The sequence below is a fragment of the Traorella sp. mt218 genome, assembly GCF_055420025.1.
Genome location: NZ_JBVAYM010000026.1, coordinates 1 through 16,398, shown reverse-complemented (window position 1 = coordinate 16,398; position 16,398 = coordinate 1). Strand labels below are relative to the sequence as shown.

General features: G+C 38.7%; 16 protein-coding genes. 6 read left to right on the top strand and 10 right to left on the bottom strand.

What is annotated here, in order from left to right:
- Positions 1-7: 7 nt before the first annotated feature.
- From ACZYT3_RS11020 to ACZYT3_RS11000, 5 genes are all read right to left on the bottom strand, one after another.
- Positions 8-1,465, bottom strand: coding sequence for a monomeric [FeFe] hydrogenase (locus ACZYT3_RS11020; RefSeq protein ID WP_294562494.1), 1,458 nt, complete (start codon positions 1,463-1,465; stop codon positions 8-10).
- A 135-nt stretch (positions 1,466-1,600) separates the two neighbouring features.
- Positions 1,601-4,078: an Ig-like domain-containing protein gene (locus tag ACZYT3_RS11015; RefSeq protein WP_464088685.1), complete on the bottom strand. Its 2,478-nt coding sequence runs from the start codon at positions 4,076-4,078 to the stop codon at positions 1,601-1,603.
- 211 nt (positions 4,079-4,289) lie between these two features.
- Positions 4,290-4,769 carry a DNA-deoxyinosine glycosylase gene (locus tag ACZYT3_RS11010; protein ID WP_464088684.1) on the bottom strand — a complete coding sequence of 160 codons (480 nt, stop codon included), beginning with the start codon at positions 4,767-4,769 and terminating at the stop codon, positions 4,290-4,292.
- 14 nt (positions 4,770-4,783) lie between these two features.
- The gene (locus tag ACZYT3_RS11005; RefSeq protein ID WP_464088683.1) at positions 4,784-5,677 is read right to left on the bottom strand and encodes an SPFH domain-containing protein; all 894 of its coding nucleotides are present in this window, start codon (positions 5,675-5,677) and stop codon (positions 4,784-4,786) included.
- A 12-nt stretch (positions 5,678-5,689) separates the two neighbouring features.
- Positions 5,690-6,121: an NfeD family protein gene (locus ACZYT3_RS11000; RefSeq protein WP_294562387.1), complete on the bottom strand. Its 432-nt coding sequence runs from the start codon at positions 6,119-6,121 to the stop codon at positions 5,690-5,692.
- 124 nt (positions 6,122-6,245) lie between these two features.
- On the opposite strand from ACZYT3_RS11000, the gene ACZYT3_RS10995 reads away from it, so the two are divergent.
- The gene (locus ACZYT3_RS10995; RefSeq protein WP_464088682.1) at positions 6,246-7,193 is read left to right on the top strand and encodes a diacylglycerol/lipid kinase family protein; all 948 of its coding nucleotides are present in this window, start codon (positions 6,246-6,248) and stop codon (positions 7,191-7,193) included.
- Between the two features lie 33 nt (positions 7,194-7,226).
- On the opposite strand, the gene ACZYT3_RS10990 is transcribed toward ACZYT3_RS10995, so the two are convergent.
- The 4 genes from ACZYT3_RS10990 to ACZYT3_RS10975 form a co-directional block, all read right to left on the bottom strand.
- Positions 7,227-8,006 carry an alpha/beta hydrolase family protein gene (locus ACZYT3_RS10990; RefSeq protein ID WP_294562392.1) on the bottom strand — a complete coding sequence of 260 codons (780 nt, stop codon included), beginning with the start codon at positions 8,004-8,006 and terminating at the stop codon, positions 7,227-7,229.
- Complete coding sequence (locus ACZYT3_RS10985; protein WP_294562393.1) at positions 8,003-8,263, bottom strand: glutaredoxin family protein; 261 nt, start codon at positions 8,261-8,263, stop codon at positions 8,003-8,005. Before ACZYT3_RS10985 ends, ACZYT3_RS10990 begins: the two co-directional genes overlap by 4 nt.
- Before the next feature lie 142 nt (positions 8,264-8,405).
- A complete protein-coding gene (locus ACZYT3_RS10980) occupies positions 8,406-9,977 on the bottom strand; it encodes an InlB B-repeat-containing protein (RefSeq protein ID WP_464088681.1) in 1,572 nt (523 codons plus the stop codon).
- Between the two features lie 61 nt (positions 9,978-10,038).
- Positions 10,039-10,329 carry a hypothetical protein gene (locus tag ACZYT3_RS10975; protein ID WP_464088680.1) on the bottom strand — a complete coding sequence of 97 codons (291 nt, stop codon included), beginning with the start codon at positions 10,327-10,329 and terminating at the stop codon, positions 10,039-10,041.
- Positions 10,330-10,745: 416 nt separating this feature from the next.
- Between ACZYT3_RS10975 and ACZYT3_RS10970 the strand changes: the two genes are divergently transcribed.
- From ACZYT3_RS10970 to ACZYT3_RS10950, 5 genes are all read left to right on the top strand, one after another.
- The gene (locus ACZYT3_RS10970; protein ID WP_464088679.1) at positions 10,746-12,083 is read left to right on the top strand and encodes a TrkH family potassium uptake protein; all 1,338 of its coding nucleotides are present in this window, start codon (positions 10,746-10,748) and stop codon (positions 12,081-12,083) included.
- A gap of 262 nt (positions 12,084-12,345) precedes the next feature.
- Positions 12,346-12,993 (top strand): potassium channel family protein, encoded by a 648-nt coding sequence (locus ACZYT3_RS10965; protein ID WP_294562397.1) that lies wholly within the window; start codon positions 12,346-12,348, stop codon positions 12,991-12,993.
- A 30-nt stretch (positions 12,994-13,023) separates the two neighbouring features.
- Positions 13,024-13,338, top strand: a complete 315-nt coding sequence (locus ACZYT3_RS10960) for a hypothetical protein (protein ID WP_294562399.1) — start codon at positions 13,024-13,026, stop codon at positions 13,336-13,338.
- 101 nt (positions 13,339-13,439) lie between these two features.
- Positions 13,440-15,425 (top strand): ATP-binding protein, encoded by a 1,986-nt coding sequence (locus ACZYT3_RS10955; protein WP_464088678.1) that lies wholly within the window; start codon positions 13,440-13,442, stop codon positions 15,423-15,425.
- Positions 15,418-16,119, top strand: a complete 702-nt coding sequence (locus ACZYT3_RS10950; protein WP_294562403.1) for a response regulator — start codon at positions 15,418-15,420, stop codon at positions 16,117-16,119. The genes ACZYT3_RS10955 and ACZYT3_RS10950 overlap by 8 nt, the downstream gene beginning before the upstream one ends.
- A 38-nt stretch (positions 16,120-16,157) precedes the next feature.
- Here the strand turns inward: ACZYT3_RS10950 and ACZYT3_RS10945 are convergent.
- Positions 16,158-16,398, bottom strand: a 241-nt coding sequence (locus ACZYT3_RS10945) for a peptidoglycan-binding domain-containing protein (RefSeq protein WP_464088677.1), incomplete at its 5' end; no start/stop codon positions are given.

Sequence of the window (16,398 nt, the reverse complement as noted above, 5' to 3'; positions counted from 1 at the left end):
TTCCCTCCTATCGATACATATTCACCTGACTAAAATCAATCTCTTCAAGAACTTCTTGAATGGTCTTATCTTTAATTGCTGCATTTTCTTTTGCCATAAACTGTTTCACCTTTGCCGGCGACTCGATCGTTGCAGGCCCGCTGACACAGCCTCCTACACACGCCATACCTTCTAATATATCTTCATTAAATCTTCCTAACTTCATCAATAAAAGATTCATCTTACATTCGGCTGCACCATCTGCATATTTGCTTGTTACCGCTTCTAGATTATGTTCCTTAAGCGATTCCGCAACAGCCTTGCTGACACCACCGCCAACAGCAAAATTCTTACCATGAATACTTGCGATATTTCGATTGCTTGGCTGCAGATCTTCAACCGAGATCTCTTTCGCGATGATCATAGCGGCAATTTCTTCAAACGTTAAGACATAATCTACCACTGACCAGTCATTCAAAGCCTCATTCTTTTTCGCTACACAAGGACCGATAAAAGCAATCTTGCAATCCTGCTTGCTTTTCACTTGGCGAGCAATTGCCTCCATCGGCGATACTACCTTGCTGACATTTTTCTCATACACTGTTGGGAAATGAATGCGAGCCATATTGACAAAAGCCGGGCAGCAGGAAGTTGTCATTTTAATACCTTCTGCTTTATGCTTTAACAGCTCCTGTGCTTCAAAATCTGCGACCGCATCAGCACCCACTGCAGCTTCATAAACATCAGAAAAGCCTACTTCTAAAATAGCTGACAAGATCTGTGGCAAGGTTGCCTGACCCATCTGTCCTTGAATCGATGGTGCTACGATAGCAACAACCTTTTTACCGTTACGAAGATCATCAGTCACCTGTGTCATAAATGAAATATCCTCAATGGCACCAAAAGGGCATCCTGCCTGACATGCACCACAGCTGATACAGCTGTCTTCATTGATCACACATAAATCATTCTCATCCATCGAAATAGCATTCACCGGACATGAACGTACACACGGACGCTCACTTTGGATGATTGCATTAAACGGACAAGCTTTGACACAAGCACCACACGATTTACACTTATCATAATCAATATAAGCTTTATCACTGCCCATTCTCATTGCATCAAACTTACAAGATGCCTGACAGCTTTTCGCCATACACTTACGACAATTATCCGTCACCATAATTTTATGAATGCTGCAGCCATCACAAGCTGCCTCTAAGACATGCACGATCTGCTTAGGAGAATAGTTATCTTTTCTTATCGTATTTGGCTTTTTTCCTAATGCCAAACGTGTTCTCTCTCTTATAATTTCTCTTTCCTTATACACACAGCATCTAAAATCTGCATGATTTGTAGGAATCAAAAGAGTTGCAATTTCATCAACCGTATCTTCATTGATCTTTCCTTCAAATGAACGTCTTGCAACTTCTCGTAAGACGTCAAATTTAAATTGACGTGCTTCATGTGTAAATAAACTCATATTCCTTTTTCCTCTCTTTAAATCATGATAATTATATCACAATTCATCCCCTTATAAATATCAACTTTTAAAATTGTAAAGAAAAAGATGAGCCCTGCTCATCTCTTTCGATTCTTTATCGCTTCTACAAATTTATTATTTGCTTAAGCTTCTCTTTTTAGCTAATACAAGCAATATCATAGCGCTTAAAATCAGCATCATGCCATAGCAGAACATCAAGCTCATACCATTGGTATTAGGAGTTTCAGTCGGTTTTTCGGGTTCAACCGGATTACTTGGTTTTTCTGGCTGAACTGGTGTTTCCTCAACATCCTTATATGTCAGTGCGTATGTTGAGAACTTATCTGTTTCAAATTCCAAAATTCCATCTTTTTCAACTGTTTTAAGCTCTTCAGCTTTTCCTTCGTGAACACGAACTACCGTAAATACTCTGCCTTCTTTTTTCAATTCTTCTGGAATAGCTATTTTAAAAGTTAATGGACGATTTGTTTCAGTGATATTTCCCAAAACATCCCCATCACTTTTCACAAAAATGCTTAAATCGAAATATTGGGCAACCTTTAAATCATTTTTACTTACAAAAGCTTCAACTTTTTCAACATCACTCTTTACATCAGCAGAAATATTTTCTAGATCCAAATTTTCAGTAGCAATTTCTACTACAACATCTTTTCCTTCTTCAATCTTTCCATCTATTACATTTTGAAGATCTTCTGAAATGCTTTCTGATAAAATGCTTTCTGTATTATTATCAACTTCAACGCCAACCGTTACCTCTTCAACCGGTGTTGATGATGAGATATCTGAACCTTCAACATTATAAATTCCTGTCGGAACAGTAACAGTACACGAAGCACTCAGTCCATTCGAAGTTGTTGCAGTAATGACAGCACTGCCAGAACTCAAAGCCACAATCGTTCCATTATTATCTACAGATACAATATTTGGATTATTAGAAGTCCATGTAACATCTTTAAATGTTGTGTTTGCAGGAAAAATTGTTGCTGTCAAAGTATCACTATTTCCAGACTGTAATACTACATCTGTCTTATTCAGAGTAATAGAAGTCGCTTTTACCTCTAATCCATTCACGAAAACCGGAGCAATCGTGTTGCCATCCTTCGCAAAGAAAATCTGGCCACCATAGATTACATTAGCTGTATCATCAACCCACTGCCATGAATCACTTAATGTGACATCTTTCAAGTTGTTACCGGCATCAGTTTCAATTGATAACTCAGGAGCAGCAAAACTTTCATTTACAGGTCCACTTACAATATTTAGAAGAGATCCATCTTTACCATATACATATACCTTTACATTTGATGTACGCGCTGTATTTGAATGGGTTGCTCCCTGATCAAAACTGTTAAATGTATATACATAATTTTCTGGTTCTTCTGTCAAAGCATAATATGTATTTCCATTTACAGTAATCGTTCTTAATGAGCCATCTACACCAGTGGAGCCGTATTCACCTTCTGTACCATCATAAAACTGAACTTTTCCAAGACTTGAATAATAAGTATCTATGCCTTCACTAACATTGATTCTTTCACTTACGGCATGTCTATATGTTCCATTCGGCACACCATTAGTAAATACATTACTATAAAGTTCAGAAACAACAAGGAAAGATCCTATTTCGCTATTAGTATCTTTAACTTCAATTCTAAGATTTCCATTGTCATTCACTGCAAAAACATACCCATTCAGTTCCTCTGCTTTTCTCATTGAATCATAGCCTGTTGTCTTATTTTCCAGTTCTGATTCCAATTCTGACAACAATGTTTCATTGTAGCTAACTCCACATAATAAATGAGGAATAGAACTAATACCTAGAATATCAGCGTCCAAAACAAGATTACTTACTTCCAAAGCGGACGTTTTTTCAACTCCCAAAACCCCTGCAATATGTTGTAAACCATAAGCAGAAGTAGCACTCATAGAACCATTTCCAAACAAAACACCAATATGTTCACCAACATAAGTACCTTTCACAGTACAGTCTATGAAACTATAGTCACTATTAATATATGGTTCATAACCTATAAATAACCCTTGATAAGTCGGACTAGACATATCAATATCGATTGTTACCCTTTTCATTGTAGTGCTTCCAGTAGCATATACCAATAATGGTGATTCATTATTGTTACCACTACCATATTTAATCTCACCGGTAATATCAATATCTGTATATTTATGATCATTTTCTGGTCTTTGATTCCATACCAACGTTACCGGCGAAGCCACATTCCATGTGAAATTCTTTAATTCACCTTCATAGTACATATAAATCAGAGCTGTACCTGATTTTGCGTTCATGATCGTATATCCATTACCATCCAACTCTCCTTTGAAATTAGGAATATAAGCCGGAATTTCAGCTTGCTGGATAGGATCAATAGTCGACAAATCGATATTAGCAGCTAACTCTGCATAAATATAATCTGTAGACTGATTTAATTTGGTCAGATCTTCAGCAGTTTCAATAATATAAGGATTTTCTGCTGTCCCTTCACCTGATAAAGCTTTTACATCATTTGCACGAATGCCTATCAATGAAAAACATAGTGCAAAAGACATAATAATCTGAAAAGCCTTTTTCATATTTCCCTCCTCGCGTATATTACGCATTACGACTCAAAATATAGACATTATCATTCACCCCAAACACAAGGAATCAATTTGTTTCATGCCTATATCTCTATCTATTTTAATTATATTCTTGCTGATTTAAAAAGTCTAGTTTATTTTTTACTTTACAATTACTTAATTTACTAATATATTTCAAAAAAGACAGCATCAGCTGTCTTAAATTTCATTCCTTGATCTGTTTCCATTGCATGATCAGTTTATCCAGTGTATAAGCCGCATTCGCAGGGCTTGTTGATGGAAGAGGAATACAGGGCATCTTTGTTTTATCTAAAATATATTTGTCATAATACTGCTGAGCTTTCCTCCCATTCACAAAGACCTTTTCAATGGCAGATTCATCAATGATCCTTTTTATATCATTCAGCTTGATATTTTTTATCGAAGAATCACTGGAGCCTTCAATCTCACAACTTTCAATCACATCCCATAAAGCAATATGATTTTCATGAAGAAACTTCTTTTTAGATTCAATATCCGTGAAATGAACATCATAAAGATTTTCCAATACTTTCCAGAAACGATTTTGCGGATGTCCATAGAAAAAATGATTTTCTCTTGATTTAACAGAAGGAAAAGATCCTAATATAAGAATTTTAGAATCTTGATCATAGACAGGCTCTATTTCATGATACACACGATTCATATGCAAAAAGTGACTTACTTCGTCACTTCTTTTGCACTGGCCAAAAGACCTGCCAGATTTTGAATTTCACTTGGAATGATCAATTTTGTTGCCTGTCCGTCAGCTACCTTCTGTAAAGCCTCCAGAGTTTTCAGCTTCAATACATTATCTGAGATATCCGCCTGACTTAAAACTGTCAGTGAATCTGCATAAGCCTTCTGTACCAAAGCAATGGCTTCTGCTTCACCTTGCGCTTCACGAATCTTCTGCTCCTTGACCGCATCTGCACGCAGGATGGCTGATTCCTTTTCGCCCTCGGCAATCAGGATCTCACTGCGCTTACGTCCTTCTGCCTGTAAAATGGCTTCACGTCTTTCACGCTCTGCCTTCATCTGCTTTTCCATCGCATCCTGAATTTCACGCGGCGGTAAGATATTCTTTAATTCCACACGATTTACTTTAATGCCCCATTTATCAGTTGCTTCATCAAGGATGGCTCTCATCTGTGTATTGATCAGATCACGTGATGTCAGCGTTCCATCCAGATCAAGATCACCAATGATATTACGTAAGGTAGTAGCCGTCAGATTTTCAACAGCCATCATCGGATTTGTTACACCATATGTATAGAGCTTCGAATCCGTAACCTGAAAATAAACAACCGTATCGATCTGCATCGTAACATTATCCTTTGTGATAACCGCCTGCGGATCAAAATCAACGACATGCTCCTTTAAAGAAATATTCATTGCCACACGGTCAATAAACGGTACTAAAAAATGAACACCGGTTCCCCATGTCTTATAATAAGCACCTAACCTTTCAATGACAACGCTCTTGCTCTGATTCACGATTCTTACGTGACATGCTACAAATATGATCGCAAAAACTAAGATCGCAATTACAAATACCCATGTTCCAATTTTCATATAACCTATCTCCTACGCCTTTCTTACTAGACATTTTACTCCTTCAATTCTTTCCACGATGACCTTTTCACCTTTATGATAAGCATTGCCATCCAGACTTTTAGCTGCCCAGTCCATATCATTGACCAATACTCGTCCTTCCAGTGAATTTTCATCAAAATCTTTGGTTACAAGCGCCATCTGTCCGACATTCAGATCTGTATTCGTCGGTACTGCTTCTCCCTTGACCAGTCGTTTGACCATCGGTCGAAAAGCAATCAGCGTCAGCAGTGAAAGAATCACAAATACGATTCCCTGCGTTTCTTCATCAGCTCCGAAAAGCGAACAAATCAAAGCACCGATGCTTCCGCTCAAAAACCAGATTGAAACGAATTGTTGAGTAAAGGCTTCAAGTAGTGTGAATAATACACATGCAACTATCCAAAATAATAATGCCTGATCCATCTACCTCGCCTCCTGTTATTATTATAGCGAATTATGGCTGCATTAAAACACTTATGACAAATTTGTAATTGAATACTTCCTATCCTGCCATATTTCAGTTATACTATTAAAGCGAGGTAGATTTATGCAACATATATTTATTATTAATCCAAAAGCCGGAAAAAGCGATGCCACAAAAATGATTTCCAAAACAGTACATCAACTGTTCATGGATAAAGAAATCGAAGGAACTTACCGTATCGAAAGGACGCTTTCACCGGAAGATACCCAAAGAATTGCACGAAAATATGCACAAAGCGGAGAAAATGTAATTCTTTATGCCTGCGGAGGAGATGGTACGCTCAACGATGTGTTAAATGGCTGTATGGGCTATGACAATGTAGTATTAGCACATCTGCCGATCGGTACCGGGAATGATTTTATTAAATTTTTTGGTCCAAACGCTAAAAAAGACTTCATGCATCTGAAAAAACTGATGAATGGGCAGATATGTGCTGTTGATGTCATAAAAGTAAATGATCATTATTCGATCAATATTGCCAATATCGGACTTGATGCCATGATCGCCTTTAACGCCAATAAATTCAAACGTATTCCTTTTGTGAAAGGAAAAGGAGCTTATCAGATATCTCTTGCCTACTCTTTTTTTACTTCCCTCCGTCATCATATGCGCATCATCGTTGACGGAATAGAAGAAAAAGAAAGCTGTTTTTCTTTTGTCGTATGTGCCAATGCTTCTTATTACGGAGGAAGCTACTGTGCGGCTCCCTATGCGAATATTCAAGACGGTTATATGGAAGTTGTCCTGATTCCAAAAGTATCACGTTTAAAGATTTTACAACTCATGAAGATCTATGAACAAGGCAAGCATTTAGATGGTACACATAATGATATCGTCCATTATTATAAAGCAAAAAAAGTAGAGATATATGCGGAAAAGCCTTTAGCCGTCTGTCTTGAAGGAGAAGAAGTGGTGTTGCATAATCCAATCATCGAAATTGCCGATAAAAAAATAAAAATGCTGATTCCGGATAAATATGTATCAAACGGACAAATCATTCAAAATGACTGAAAAAAAGATGAAGATCTGCTTATGATCTCCATCTTAATTATATAAACCATTGAGCCATTGTATCATTTCACGGCTAATGATCTTTAAATAATCATAGCCATGACTCAATACATTGAAAATATGATCACATTCATCCATATAAATAACTCTTGAATAAGGATGATTGCTGGCATCCACGCTCATCCGTGAACAATCAGGATCTACGATTGAATCATTAAGGCCGTGAAAGGCAAGCGTCGGAAGATGCTTTTGGGAATAAATATCTAAAACATCTGTATTCAGCACATCCTCAAACCACTCTAAAGAAAGGCGGACAGGTGATCTAAATCCCGGATCATACCAGACAAAGCCATTCATTTTCGCCTGTTCATAATCCTTTTTTGTAAAAAGAATCCGCATATCGACTGCCGGAGCCAATACTACTGTTGAACTGATATTCTCATCTGCGCTTAAAAAAGCAATGGCTGCTCCCTGACTCCAACCTAAAAGACAGATTTTATCGTAGCCAAGTTTTTTCGCATATTCAATGACTTCCTGTGTGTCACTGACGGCACTTTTATAAGAATAATGGATATAATCCACCTTACTGCTGCCGCTGCCGATAAAATCAAAGCGAATCGAAGCATAGCCGGCATCTGCAAGCTGACTGCTTAAGTAAACATAAGCATTCCCTACTTCATTCATATCTGAACATGTGCCATGAAGTAAAATGACACAGATATTTTTATCCGACTGAAAAGGCTTGGTTACGATCATATGGATATCATAACCGTTGTGACTATGTAAGATCTCTTTAAAACAAACAGCGCTCACGAAATCGCCTCTTCTAATACCGCCTGGATGCTTTCCTTTGTTGGAACACCTTCATGGATTTTCTGATTGTTGACAAAAAAGGTAGGCACATACCAATAATCATAGCCTTGTGTCTTTTCTTCTTCCTTGACCTCATCAATGACTTCGATCTCAATATTACGATAAAGCATATTTTCTTCTTTGAGCTCGTCAATATATTCAAATGCCTTGCGGCAGTGTGGACAGTGCTCCAGCACCATCATCTTCACATGTTTCATGATCATCACCCAGCTATAGTATATATCAATTTGCTCTTTAAATAAAATAAAATGCAAGGATATAAAATGTAATTTGTATCGAATATAAAAAAAGATTGGATTTTCCTTTATCAAAAAGGCTTGATCCAATCTTTTTCTTATTTTATCTTACTTCTTTTCTGGCTTTTTTACCAAGAAGGATAGCTAAACCGGCTACAGACATTAACATAAGCATCATGCTTGCATATAATGTTCCATTGTCACCTGTATTCGGAGTATCTGTCGTAACAGAACCACTCTCTTCCTTATCTGTGCCAGGTGTCGTCGGTGTGCCAGGTGTCGTCGGTGTGCCAGGTGTCGTCGGTGTGCTAGGTGTTTCAGGAACGTCCGGTGTTTCACTAGAAACAGCACTCCATTTGGCGCTCAAAGTTACATCATCTGCATACTGATAAACAGTTTCTGATGTTACTTCATTGCCATCTTCATCATACCAGCCTTCAAACGTATAGCCTTCACGCTCTGGCGTCGGTAATGTTCCTACGGCTGCATCATAAACAACCGTTAATTCAACAGGATCCTCACCATTTCCTGCATCTAAAGTCAGCGTATATTCATTGGCTGCCCATCTGGCTGTCAGAGTTACATCCTCTGTATATTGATAAACGGTTTCTGATGTTACTTCATTACCATCTTCATCATACCAGCCTTCAAACGTATAACCTTCACGAAGTGGTGTTGGCAGTTTTCCTACGGCTGCATCATATGTTACATCTACATCTACTGATTTTTCACCATTTGCCGGATCCAATGTCAAAGTATATTCATTAGCACTCCAAACAGCCGTATAAGTTGCGTTATCCGTTACCGTCGAAGCAACTTCAGGCGTCCATCCTGCAAACGTATATCCTGTACGTGATGGTGTTCCATCAAAAGCAGGCGTCGCATATCCTTCAGGAACATTATATACCTGATCTTCAAATAGAACCTCATCTTCTACACCATCTGTATAAGTTACCGCAAGAGTTGGTCCGGAAGCAGCTTTTAAAGCAACCATATTACCACGTGCATCAGCACCTGAGTAATCAGCATAGCTTTCAAATGCTGTCATATAATCATCAGAATAACGTGCTGTCGTATTAGCTTCACTTGTAAATGCTCCATTATAACCATCTACAAACCAGCCATAAACCTCTTTTGCTCCCATAGAAGCAGCGTTCACCAAGCTCATTGAAGGAGAAGCTGTTCTATTTGAAGATTTAGCATTAGAACCAAATAAAATATCATCGCCATAACGAGAAGCCGTATTGCCATAAACCTGACCACCGATAACAGTTAATACTGGACTTGTTCCATATACACAAAGTCCACCGCCTCGACCTGTCCATTTACTGCCATCTGCACTGATTGCATGGTTTCCGGTAATCACACCACCATTCACTGTCACATCAGTTGCGTAAATAGCTCCACCTGATGATGCTGTGTTTCCTGTGAAAGTTCCACCGTTAACAACCACTTTTAAGCCATAAACAGCTCCACCTGAACCCGTAGCACTATTTTCTGTAAATGTTCCGCCATTGATCGTCAGCGTATCGCCACTCTTACCGTTAAAGTAAATACCGCCACCTGATGATGCAACACCACCACGAACAGTTCCCGTCTTTTCGGTACTGCTGTCATTAATTGTTACATTCATATGATAGCTGGTACCACCGGTGCCACTTACATTAAACGCCATAACCGAATCACCAGCACCATGAATCGTATGACCGGCAAGATCAATCGTTAAATTGAAGTTATTAGATGTACCTAATTTTTTTTACCCATGTTACATCCACCGACTCTGTTGTATCAGCAACTAAAGTAACGGTCTGGTTTTCATGATCGACATCTATCATAATGTCCTTGGCAGCATCCAATGCTTCTTGTAACGTATCATAATATTCGCCACTACTTTCGACTTTTGCCACTGCACCTTCCGGTACATCACTATCTGCCGCAAATACATTCACAGGTGCCAAAGCTACAGCCATAAAAAATGCAGCTGCCAGCGTAACCCCTTTTTTAAGAACGCTCTTAAAAAAATCCATGTCTATCTACTCTCCTTTCTAAACATACTTACTAAAAATGCATACTGATCAGATTCTTTCTACTATTTTTTTCACCTCCCCAATCTCAAAACACGAATGATAAAGCAGACATTTTATTTCATTGGTTTTATAATAAATAAAACACAATAATATGGATTTTATGAATTATTTGACGTTTTTTCATAAAATCTCATATTGTCTACATTTTGAGATGTAATTTTACATTTTTTGGGATAGCATTTTACATTTTTATTACACCATTACATTTTCTTTCCTAATTTTTCATTATTTTCTATCTTTTCATTCGTTATTTTAAATCATTGCTATCTTTACACAATCTTAATACAAATCACGATGTCCTAACACTTTCTTAAAATAAAGGGCACTATAATAACAGTGTGCAAAGGAGTGACAATATGAGTGAACTGGCACATAAAAAAAGATATCTGACTTCATTTCAGATCATTATTCTTGGATTCGCAGCTGTTGTGTTGCTGGGAGCATTGCTTCTCATGCTTCCGATATCCACCCAAAGCGGTGTCATAACACCCTTCAATGAAGCGCTATTTACTTCTACCTCTGCTGTTTGCGTAACCGGACTTGTCGTCCAGGATACCGGCAGCTACTGGTCGACCTTTGGGCAAGGAGTGATTATCGCACTGATTCAGATCGGTGGTTTGGGAGTCGTAACTATCGCTTTAGCCTTTACCCTTCTTTCCGGTAAAAAAATATCTCTGAAACAGCGCAGTCTGATGCAGGAGGCCATTGCTGCTCCAAAAGTAGGAGGTATCGTCCGGCTGACTGGTTTTATTTTAAAAGCTACTTTAATTATAGAATTATTAGGGGCTTTGATCATGATGCCGGCTTTTTGCCAGGATTATGGATTAAAGGGAATCTGGATGGCCTTCTTCCATTCGATATCAGCTTTCTGCAACGCCGGCTTTGATATTTTAGGAAGAGCCGGATCGCTTTATCCGTCACTGACAAATTATGTGGGAAGTCCTTCCATCAATATCGCGATCATGCTTTTGATTGTAGTTGGCGGTTTAGGTTTTCTTACATGGGAAGATATCGCTGTGAATAAATTCCACATTAAGCGATATCGCATGCAAAGCAAGGTAATCCTTCTTACGACAGCTTTGCTGATTCTATTGCCGGCCCTGTTCTTTTATTTTAATGAATTTATGGATCTGCCGGTCAAAGAACGTATTCTGAGCTCTTTCTTTCAATCGGTAACACCTCGAACCGCAGGCTTTAATACGGTGAATCTGGCGGCTATGAGCACAGCTGCACAAGGAATCATGATCGTGCTCATGCTGATTGGCGGTTCACCCGGTTCAACTGCCGGTGGTATGAAAACCACGACTTTTGCGGTCATGCTGGCCAATGCATTTGCCATCTTCAGAAAAAAAGAAGATGCCCATTTCTTTGGACGACGCATTGACGGCAGCATCGTAAAAAATGCCGCTACGATCTTCATGATGTATATCACATTGTTTTTTATCGGTGCCTTGATCATCAGCGTCGTTGAAGGTCTTCCTTTAGGAACATGCTTATATGAAACAGCTTCTGCCATTGGTACGGTAGGCTTGACATTGGGCATTACTCCCGAGCTTGGCGTTTTATCTCAAAGCATTTTGATTGCTCTCATGTTTATAGGCAGAGTGGGTGGTTTGACATTGATCTATGCGGCACTTTCTACTACAAATAAAAACCTTTCTAAATTGCCGCAAGGTAAGATAACAGTAGGTTAAAACCGCTGGAACATCTTAGCTGTGAGATCCAAACCATAAAAATGATCTTAAACATGGAGGATCATCCAAAACATTTGCTTTGAAAAGATTTATTAACAAAGTATCCTGGTTACAGTACAGCTTTAACATATAAAACAATTTTATATTATCAGACATCGTAAAAAAGATAACATAAAATTTCTGTTTTAATGTTAACTCAGGATACAGCATCTTGACAGCAGATGAAAATAACTGTCGAAATATTATACGAGGAGAAAATGATATGAAATCTATTTTATTAATCGGTCTTGGAAGATTTGGAAGACATATTGCAACAAAATTAAATGAATTAGGCCATGAGGTAATGGCAGTTGATCACAATGAAGAAAGAATCAATGATATTCTTCCTTTTGTTACCAGTGCAGAAATCGGTGACAGTACCAATGAAGACTTTTTGAGATCATTAGGTATCGGTAATTATGATGTATGTATCGTTGCCATTGCCAATGATTTTCAAAGCTCATTAGAAACAACTTCTCTTTTAAAAGAAATGGGCGCTAAAATGGTCGTATCCCGTGCTGAACGTGATGTACAGGCAAAATTCTTGTTACGAAACGGTGCAGATGAAGTCGTTTATCCTGAAAAGCAGGTAGCAAAATGGGCGGCCATCCGATACAGTTCCGATCATCTTCTTAATTATGTTGAATTGGATGATACCCATTCGATCTTTGAAGTAACACCGCCTCAGTCATGGATCGGTAAAAGCGTAGGTCAGATTGATATCCGTAAACGATATAATATCAATATCATGGCTGTAAAAGAAAATGGTAAGATGAATATGAATGTGACTCCGGATACTGTCCTGACACAGAATGTCACAATGCTGGTGCTGGGTGAATATAAAGCATTGCAGAAGTGTTTCCATATTTAAAATCAATACCTTTCAAGGTGGTGAGCAGATATGAAGGAAGCCTTATTGATTTTAACGATGGCAGCAATCTTTCTTTTCTTATATTTTGTAATAAGAAAGCTGGATATATTTTTAAATGAAAATCATTCATCCATCCAAAAAGAATCTGAAAAAAAGGAACCTTCTTTTGTGATGCTTACGGATGAGCTTTCTGATGAAGAGATTACTTCTGAAGTACGCCGCTTCCGATTAAAGCACCAGAACGCAAAAATCGTTCTTTATGACAACCATGATGACATGATTTCTGCTATGAACAACAGAAAAATGTCAGCGAATCGTAAATATAAAACAAACAGGCAGGCATAAGTCTGCCTGTTTGCAGTAAACCTTACCGGTTTTCATTATGGAATAGTAGATTATTTTATGAATCTGTGATATATAATTAGTTTGTATGTGAGGTGGAAGCAATGAACAGTCAGCCAATATATCATGAAAATAAAGAAGCGGAACATATTCTTGTATGTCTTTCATCTTCACCTTCCAATGCGAAGATCATACGTACAGCCGCTAAGATGGCAAAGGCCTTTCAAGGCTCTTTTACGGCTCTTTATGTGCATACATCATATGCCGACAAGATGTCCGAAACAGATAAAAAAAGGCTTCAGGGTCATCTTCAGCTGGCACAGAAACTAAAAGCCCATATCGCAACGGTATATGGAGAAGATATTTCTTACCAGATCAGCGAGTTTGCGAAAATTTCCGGTGTCACAAAGATCGTGATCGGCCGCAGCAACGTTATGCGCCGTCATTTCTGGAGCAAACCTTCTTTAAGCGAAAAACTGACAGAAATGCTTCCGAATCTGGATATCTATATCATACCCGATTCAGCGACGGATACTCGCTACAAGGTCAAAAAGACCTTTGCTCATCCGCTGATTCCCAATTGGCAGGACCTTGGAATCACCTTTCTTATCTTAAGCATTGCCACATTGATCGGTTCTTTATTTTTACGCTTTGGATTTACTGAATCGAATACGATCCCTGTCTATATACTTGGTATCCTGCTGATTTCTTTATTTACCAGAGGATATATTTGCAGCGTCATCAGCTCAATACTTGCTGTAATGCTGTTTAACTTTTTCCTCATTGACCCTAAGCTTACCTTCCATGCCTATGATTCAGGTTATCCTGTCACATTCATCGTCATGCTGGCCTCCTCCATCATTACCGGAACATTGGCGGCCAAGCTAAAGGATCATGCAAAGATGTCTGCCCAGACTGCGTTTCGGACAAAAGTCTTATTTGATACCAGCCAGCTGCTTCAAAAGGCAAAAGATGAGCATGATATCATTAATATCACAGCCAGCCAGCTCATGAAACTGCTGGATCGTGATATCGTTGCCTATCCGCAAGTCAATGATAAGCTTGCAAAGGGATATCTGTTCTGTGTGATGCCGGAAGCCTCCTCAGAAGCGTTGTTTTCAAGCCAAGAAAGAAAAGCTGCGGAATGGGTCTTCACGAATAAAAAAAGGGCCGGTGCCACGACATCAATCTACGGCGATGCAAAATGTCTTTATTTAGCGATCCGTATCAATCACAAGGTATATGGGGTCATCGGTATTCATATTACAGATGAGCCTCTTGATTCATTTGAAAACAATCTGCTGCTTTCAATCCTTGATGAATGTGCGCTTGCCCTTGATAACAGCCAGATTGCCAAAGAAAAAGAAAGGACAGCGGTACTTGCGAAAAACGAACAGCTGCGTGCGAATCTCTTACGTACGATTTCCCATGATCTGCGGACCCCGCTGACTTCGATCTCCGGTAATGCCAGCAATCTTTTATCTAACTATGATCAATTAGATGATGAAACAAGAAAACAGATCTTTAATGATATCTATGATGATTCTCAATGGCTTATCAGTCTTGTGGAAAATTTATTGTCCGTTACCCGTATTGAAGAAGGACGAATGAATTTCAATATGTCCATACAGCTTGTGGATGAGGTGATTGATGAAGCCTTAAAGCATCTGAATCGCAAAAGCATCGAACATGATATCTGTGTTGAATATAAAGATGAACTTTTATTAGCAAAAATGGATGCAAAGCTTATCATGCAGGTCGTGATCAATATTGTCGATAATGCCATCAAATATACACCAAAGGGTTCAAAAATCAAAATCACTGCCGAAAAAAAGAATCAGTGGATATACATCAGCATTGCAGATAACGGCAATGGTATTGATGATCATTTAAAAGGACGTGTATTCGAAATGTTCTTTACCGGAAATAACAAGATTGCCGACAGCTTGCGCAGCCTTGGTCTTGGTCTTCCTTTATGCAAATCTATCATCAATGCTCATGGCGGAGAAATCACACTGACAGACAATCAACCGCAGGGCTGTATTTTCACATTTACATTACCATTAAGCGAGGTGACCTTCAATGAATAAAACTCTGATACTCGTCGTAGAAGATGATGCTCCTATACGAAATCTGATTACGACAACACTAAAAACACATGATTATAAATATATCATAGCTAACGATGGAGAAAATGCGATCATGGAAGCTTCTTCACATAATCCCGATATCGTTCTCCTTGATTTGGGATTACCGGATATAGATGGGGTGGAAGTTATCAAACGTATCCGCAGTTGGTCAAATATGCCCATCATCGTTATCAGTGCCCGAAGCGAGGACAGCGATAAGATCGAAGCACTCGATGCAGGAGCAGATGACTACCTCACAAAACCGTTCTCAGTAGAAGAACTTCTGGCAAGACTACGAGTTACACAGCGTCGTTTAGCCATCATCAACGCTTCTTCAACAGCGAATGAAGCCATCTTTACCAATGGTCACCTTAAGATTGATTTTGCGGCAGGATGCGCCTACCTTGATGATGAAGAACTGCATCTGACACCTATTGAATACAAGCTTTTATGTCTGATGGCAAAAAATATAGGCAAGGTGCTGACACACACATATATCACACAGAAGATATGGGGCAGCAGCTGGGAAAATGATGTGACCTCTTTACGTGTCTTTATGGCTACTTTAAGAAAAAAACTCGAGTCAAAACCGGATTCACCCCAATATATACAAACGCATATCGGCGTTGGTTACCGGATGATGAAGGTCGAATAAAAGCGATGTTTTGAGCATCGCTTTTTTTCAGATCTTATTTAATTTGCTGGTGTTGCCGGCTGATTTCTTTCATTAACGATATCATCCCATGTAGCCTTGCCAATAGCTCCATCAATCGGTAGTCCTTTAAGATACTGATACTGCTGAACGGCCATACGTGTTGCATTGCCATATTCGCCATCTACCTTCACACTTTTTAAACAAGGATTCTTAGCAGCAAATTCATTCAGATATTCCTGCATCTTAAATACAGCTATACCATAATCACCTAAATATAAA

Bases quoted from the DNA above. Each gene is read 5' to 3' on its own strand.
- ACZYT3_RS11010 (WP_464088684.1), bottom strand. From the start codon at position 4,769: ATGAATCGTGTGTATCATGAAATAGAGCCTGTCTATGATCAAGATTCT.
- ACZYT3_RS11005 (WP_464088683.1), bottom strand. From the start codon at position 5,677: ATGAAAATTGGAACATGGGTATTTGTAATTGCGATCTTAGTTTTTGCG.
- ACZYT3_RS10970 (WP_464088679.1), top strand. From the start codon at position 10,746: ATGAGTGAACTGGCACATAAAAAAAGATATCTGACTTCATTTCAGATC.
- ACZYT3_RS10995 (WP_464088682.1), top strand. From the start codon at position 6,246: ATGCAACATATATTTATTATTAATCCAAAAGCCGGAAAAAGCGATGCC.
- ACZYT3_RS10960 (WP_294562399.1), top strand. From the start codon at position 13,024: ATGAAGGAAGCCTTATTGATTTTAACGATGGCAGCAATCTTTCTTTTC.
- ACZYT3_RS10985 (WP_294562393.1), bottom strand. From the start codon at position 8,263: ATGAAACATGTGAAGATGATGGTGCTGGAGCACTGTCCACACTGCCGC.
- ACZYT3_RS11020 (WP_294562494.1), bottom strand. From the start codon at position 1,465: ATGAGTTTATTTACACATGAAGCACGTCAATTTAAATTTGACGTCTTA.
- ACZYT3_RS10965 (WP_294562397.1), top strand. From the start codon at position 12,346: ATGAAATCTATTTTATTAATCGGTCTTGGAAGATTTGGAAGACATATT.
- ACZYT3_RS10955 (WP_464088678.1), top strand. From the start codon at position 13,440: ATGAACAGTCAGCCAATATATCATGAAAATAAAGAAGCGGAACATATT.
- ACZYT3_RS11000 (WP_294562387.1), bottom strand. From the start codon at position 6,121: ATGGATCAGGCATTATTATTTTGGATAGTTGCATGTGTATTATTCACA.
- ACZYT3_RS10950 (WP_294562403.1), top strand. From the start codon at position 15,418: ATGAATAAAACTCTGATACTCGTCGTAGAAGATGATGCTCCTATACGA.
- ACZYT3_RS11015 (WP_464088685.1), bottom strand. From the start codon at position 4,078: ATGAAAAAGGCTTTTCAGATTATTATGTCTTTTGCACTATGTTTTTCA.
- ACZYT3_RS10975 (WP_464088680.1), bottom strand. From the start codon at position 10,329: ATGGATTTTTTTAAGAGCGTTCTTAAAAAAGGGGTTACGCTGGCAGCT.
- ACZYT3_RS10980 (WP_464088681.1), bottom strand. From the start codon at position 9,977: ATGGCGTTTAATGTAAGTGGCACCGGTGGTACCAGCTATCATATGAAT.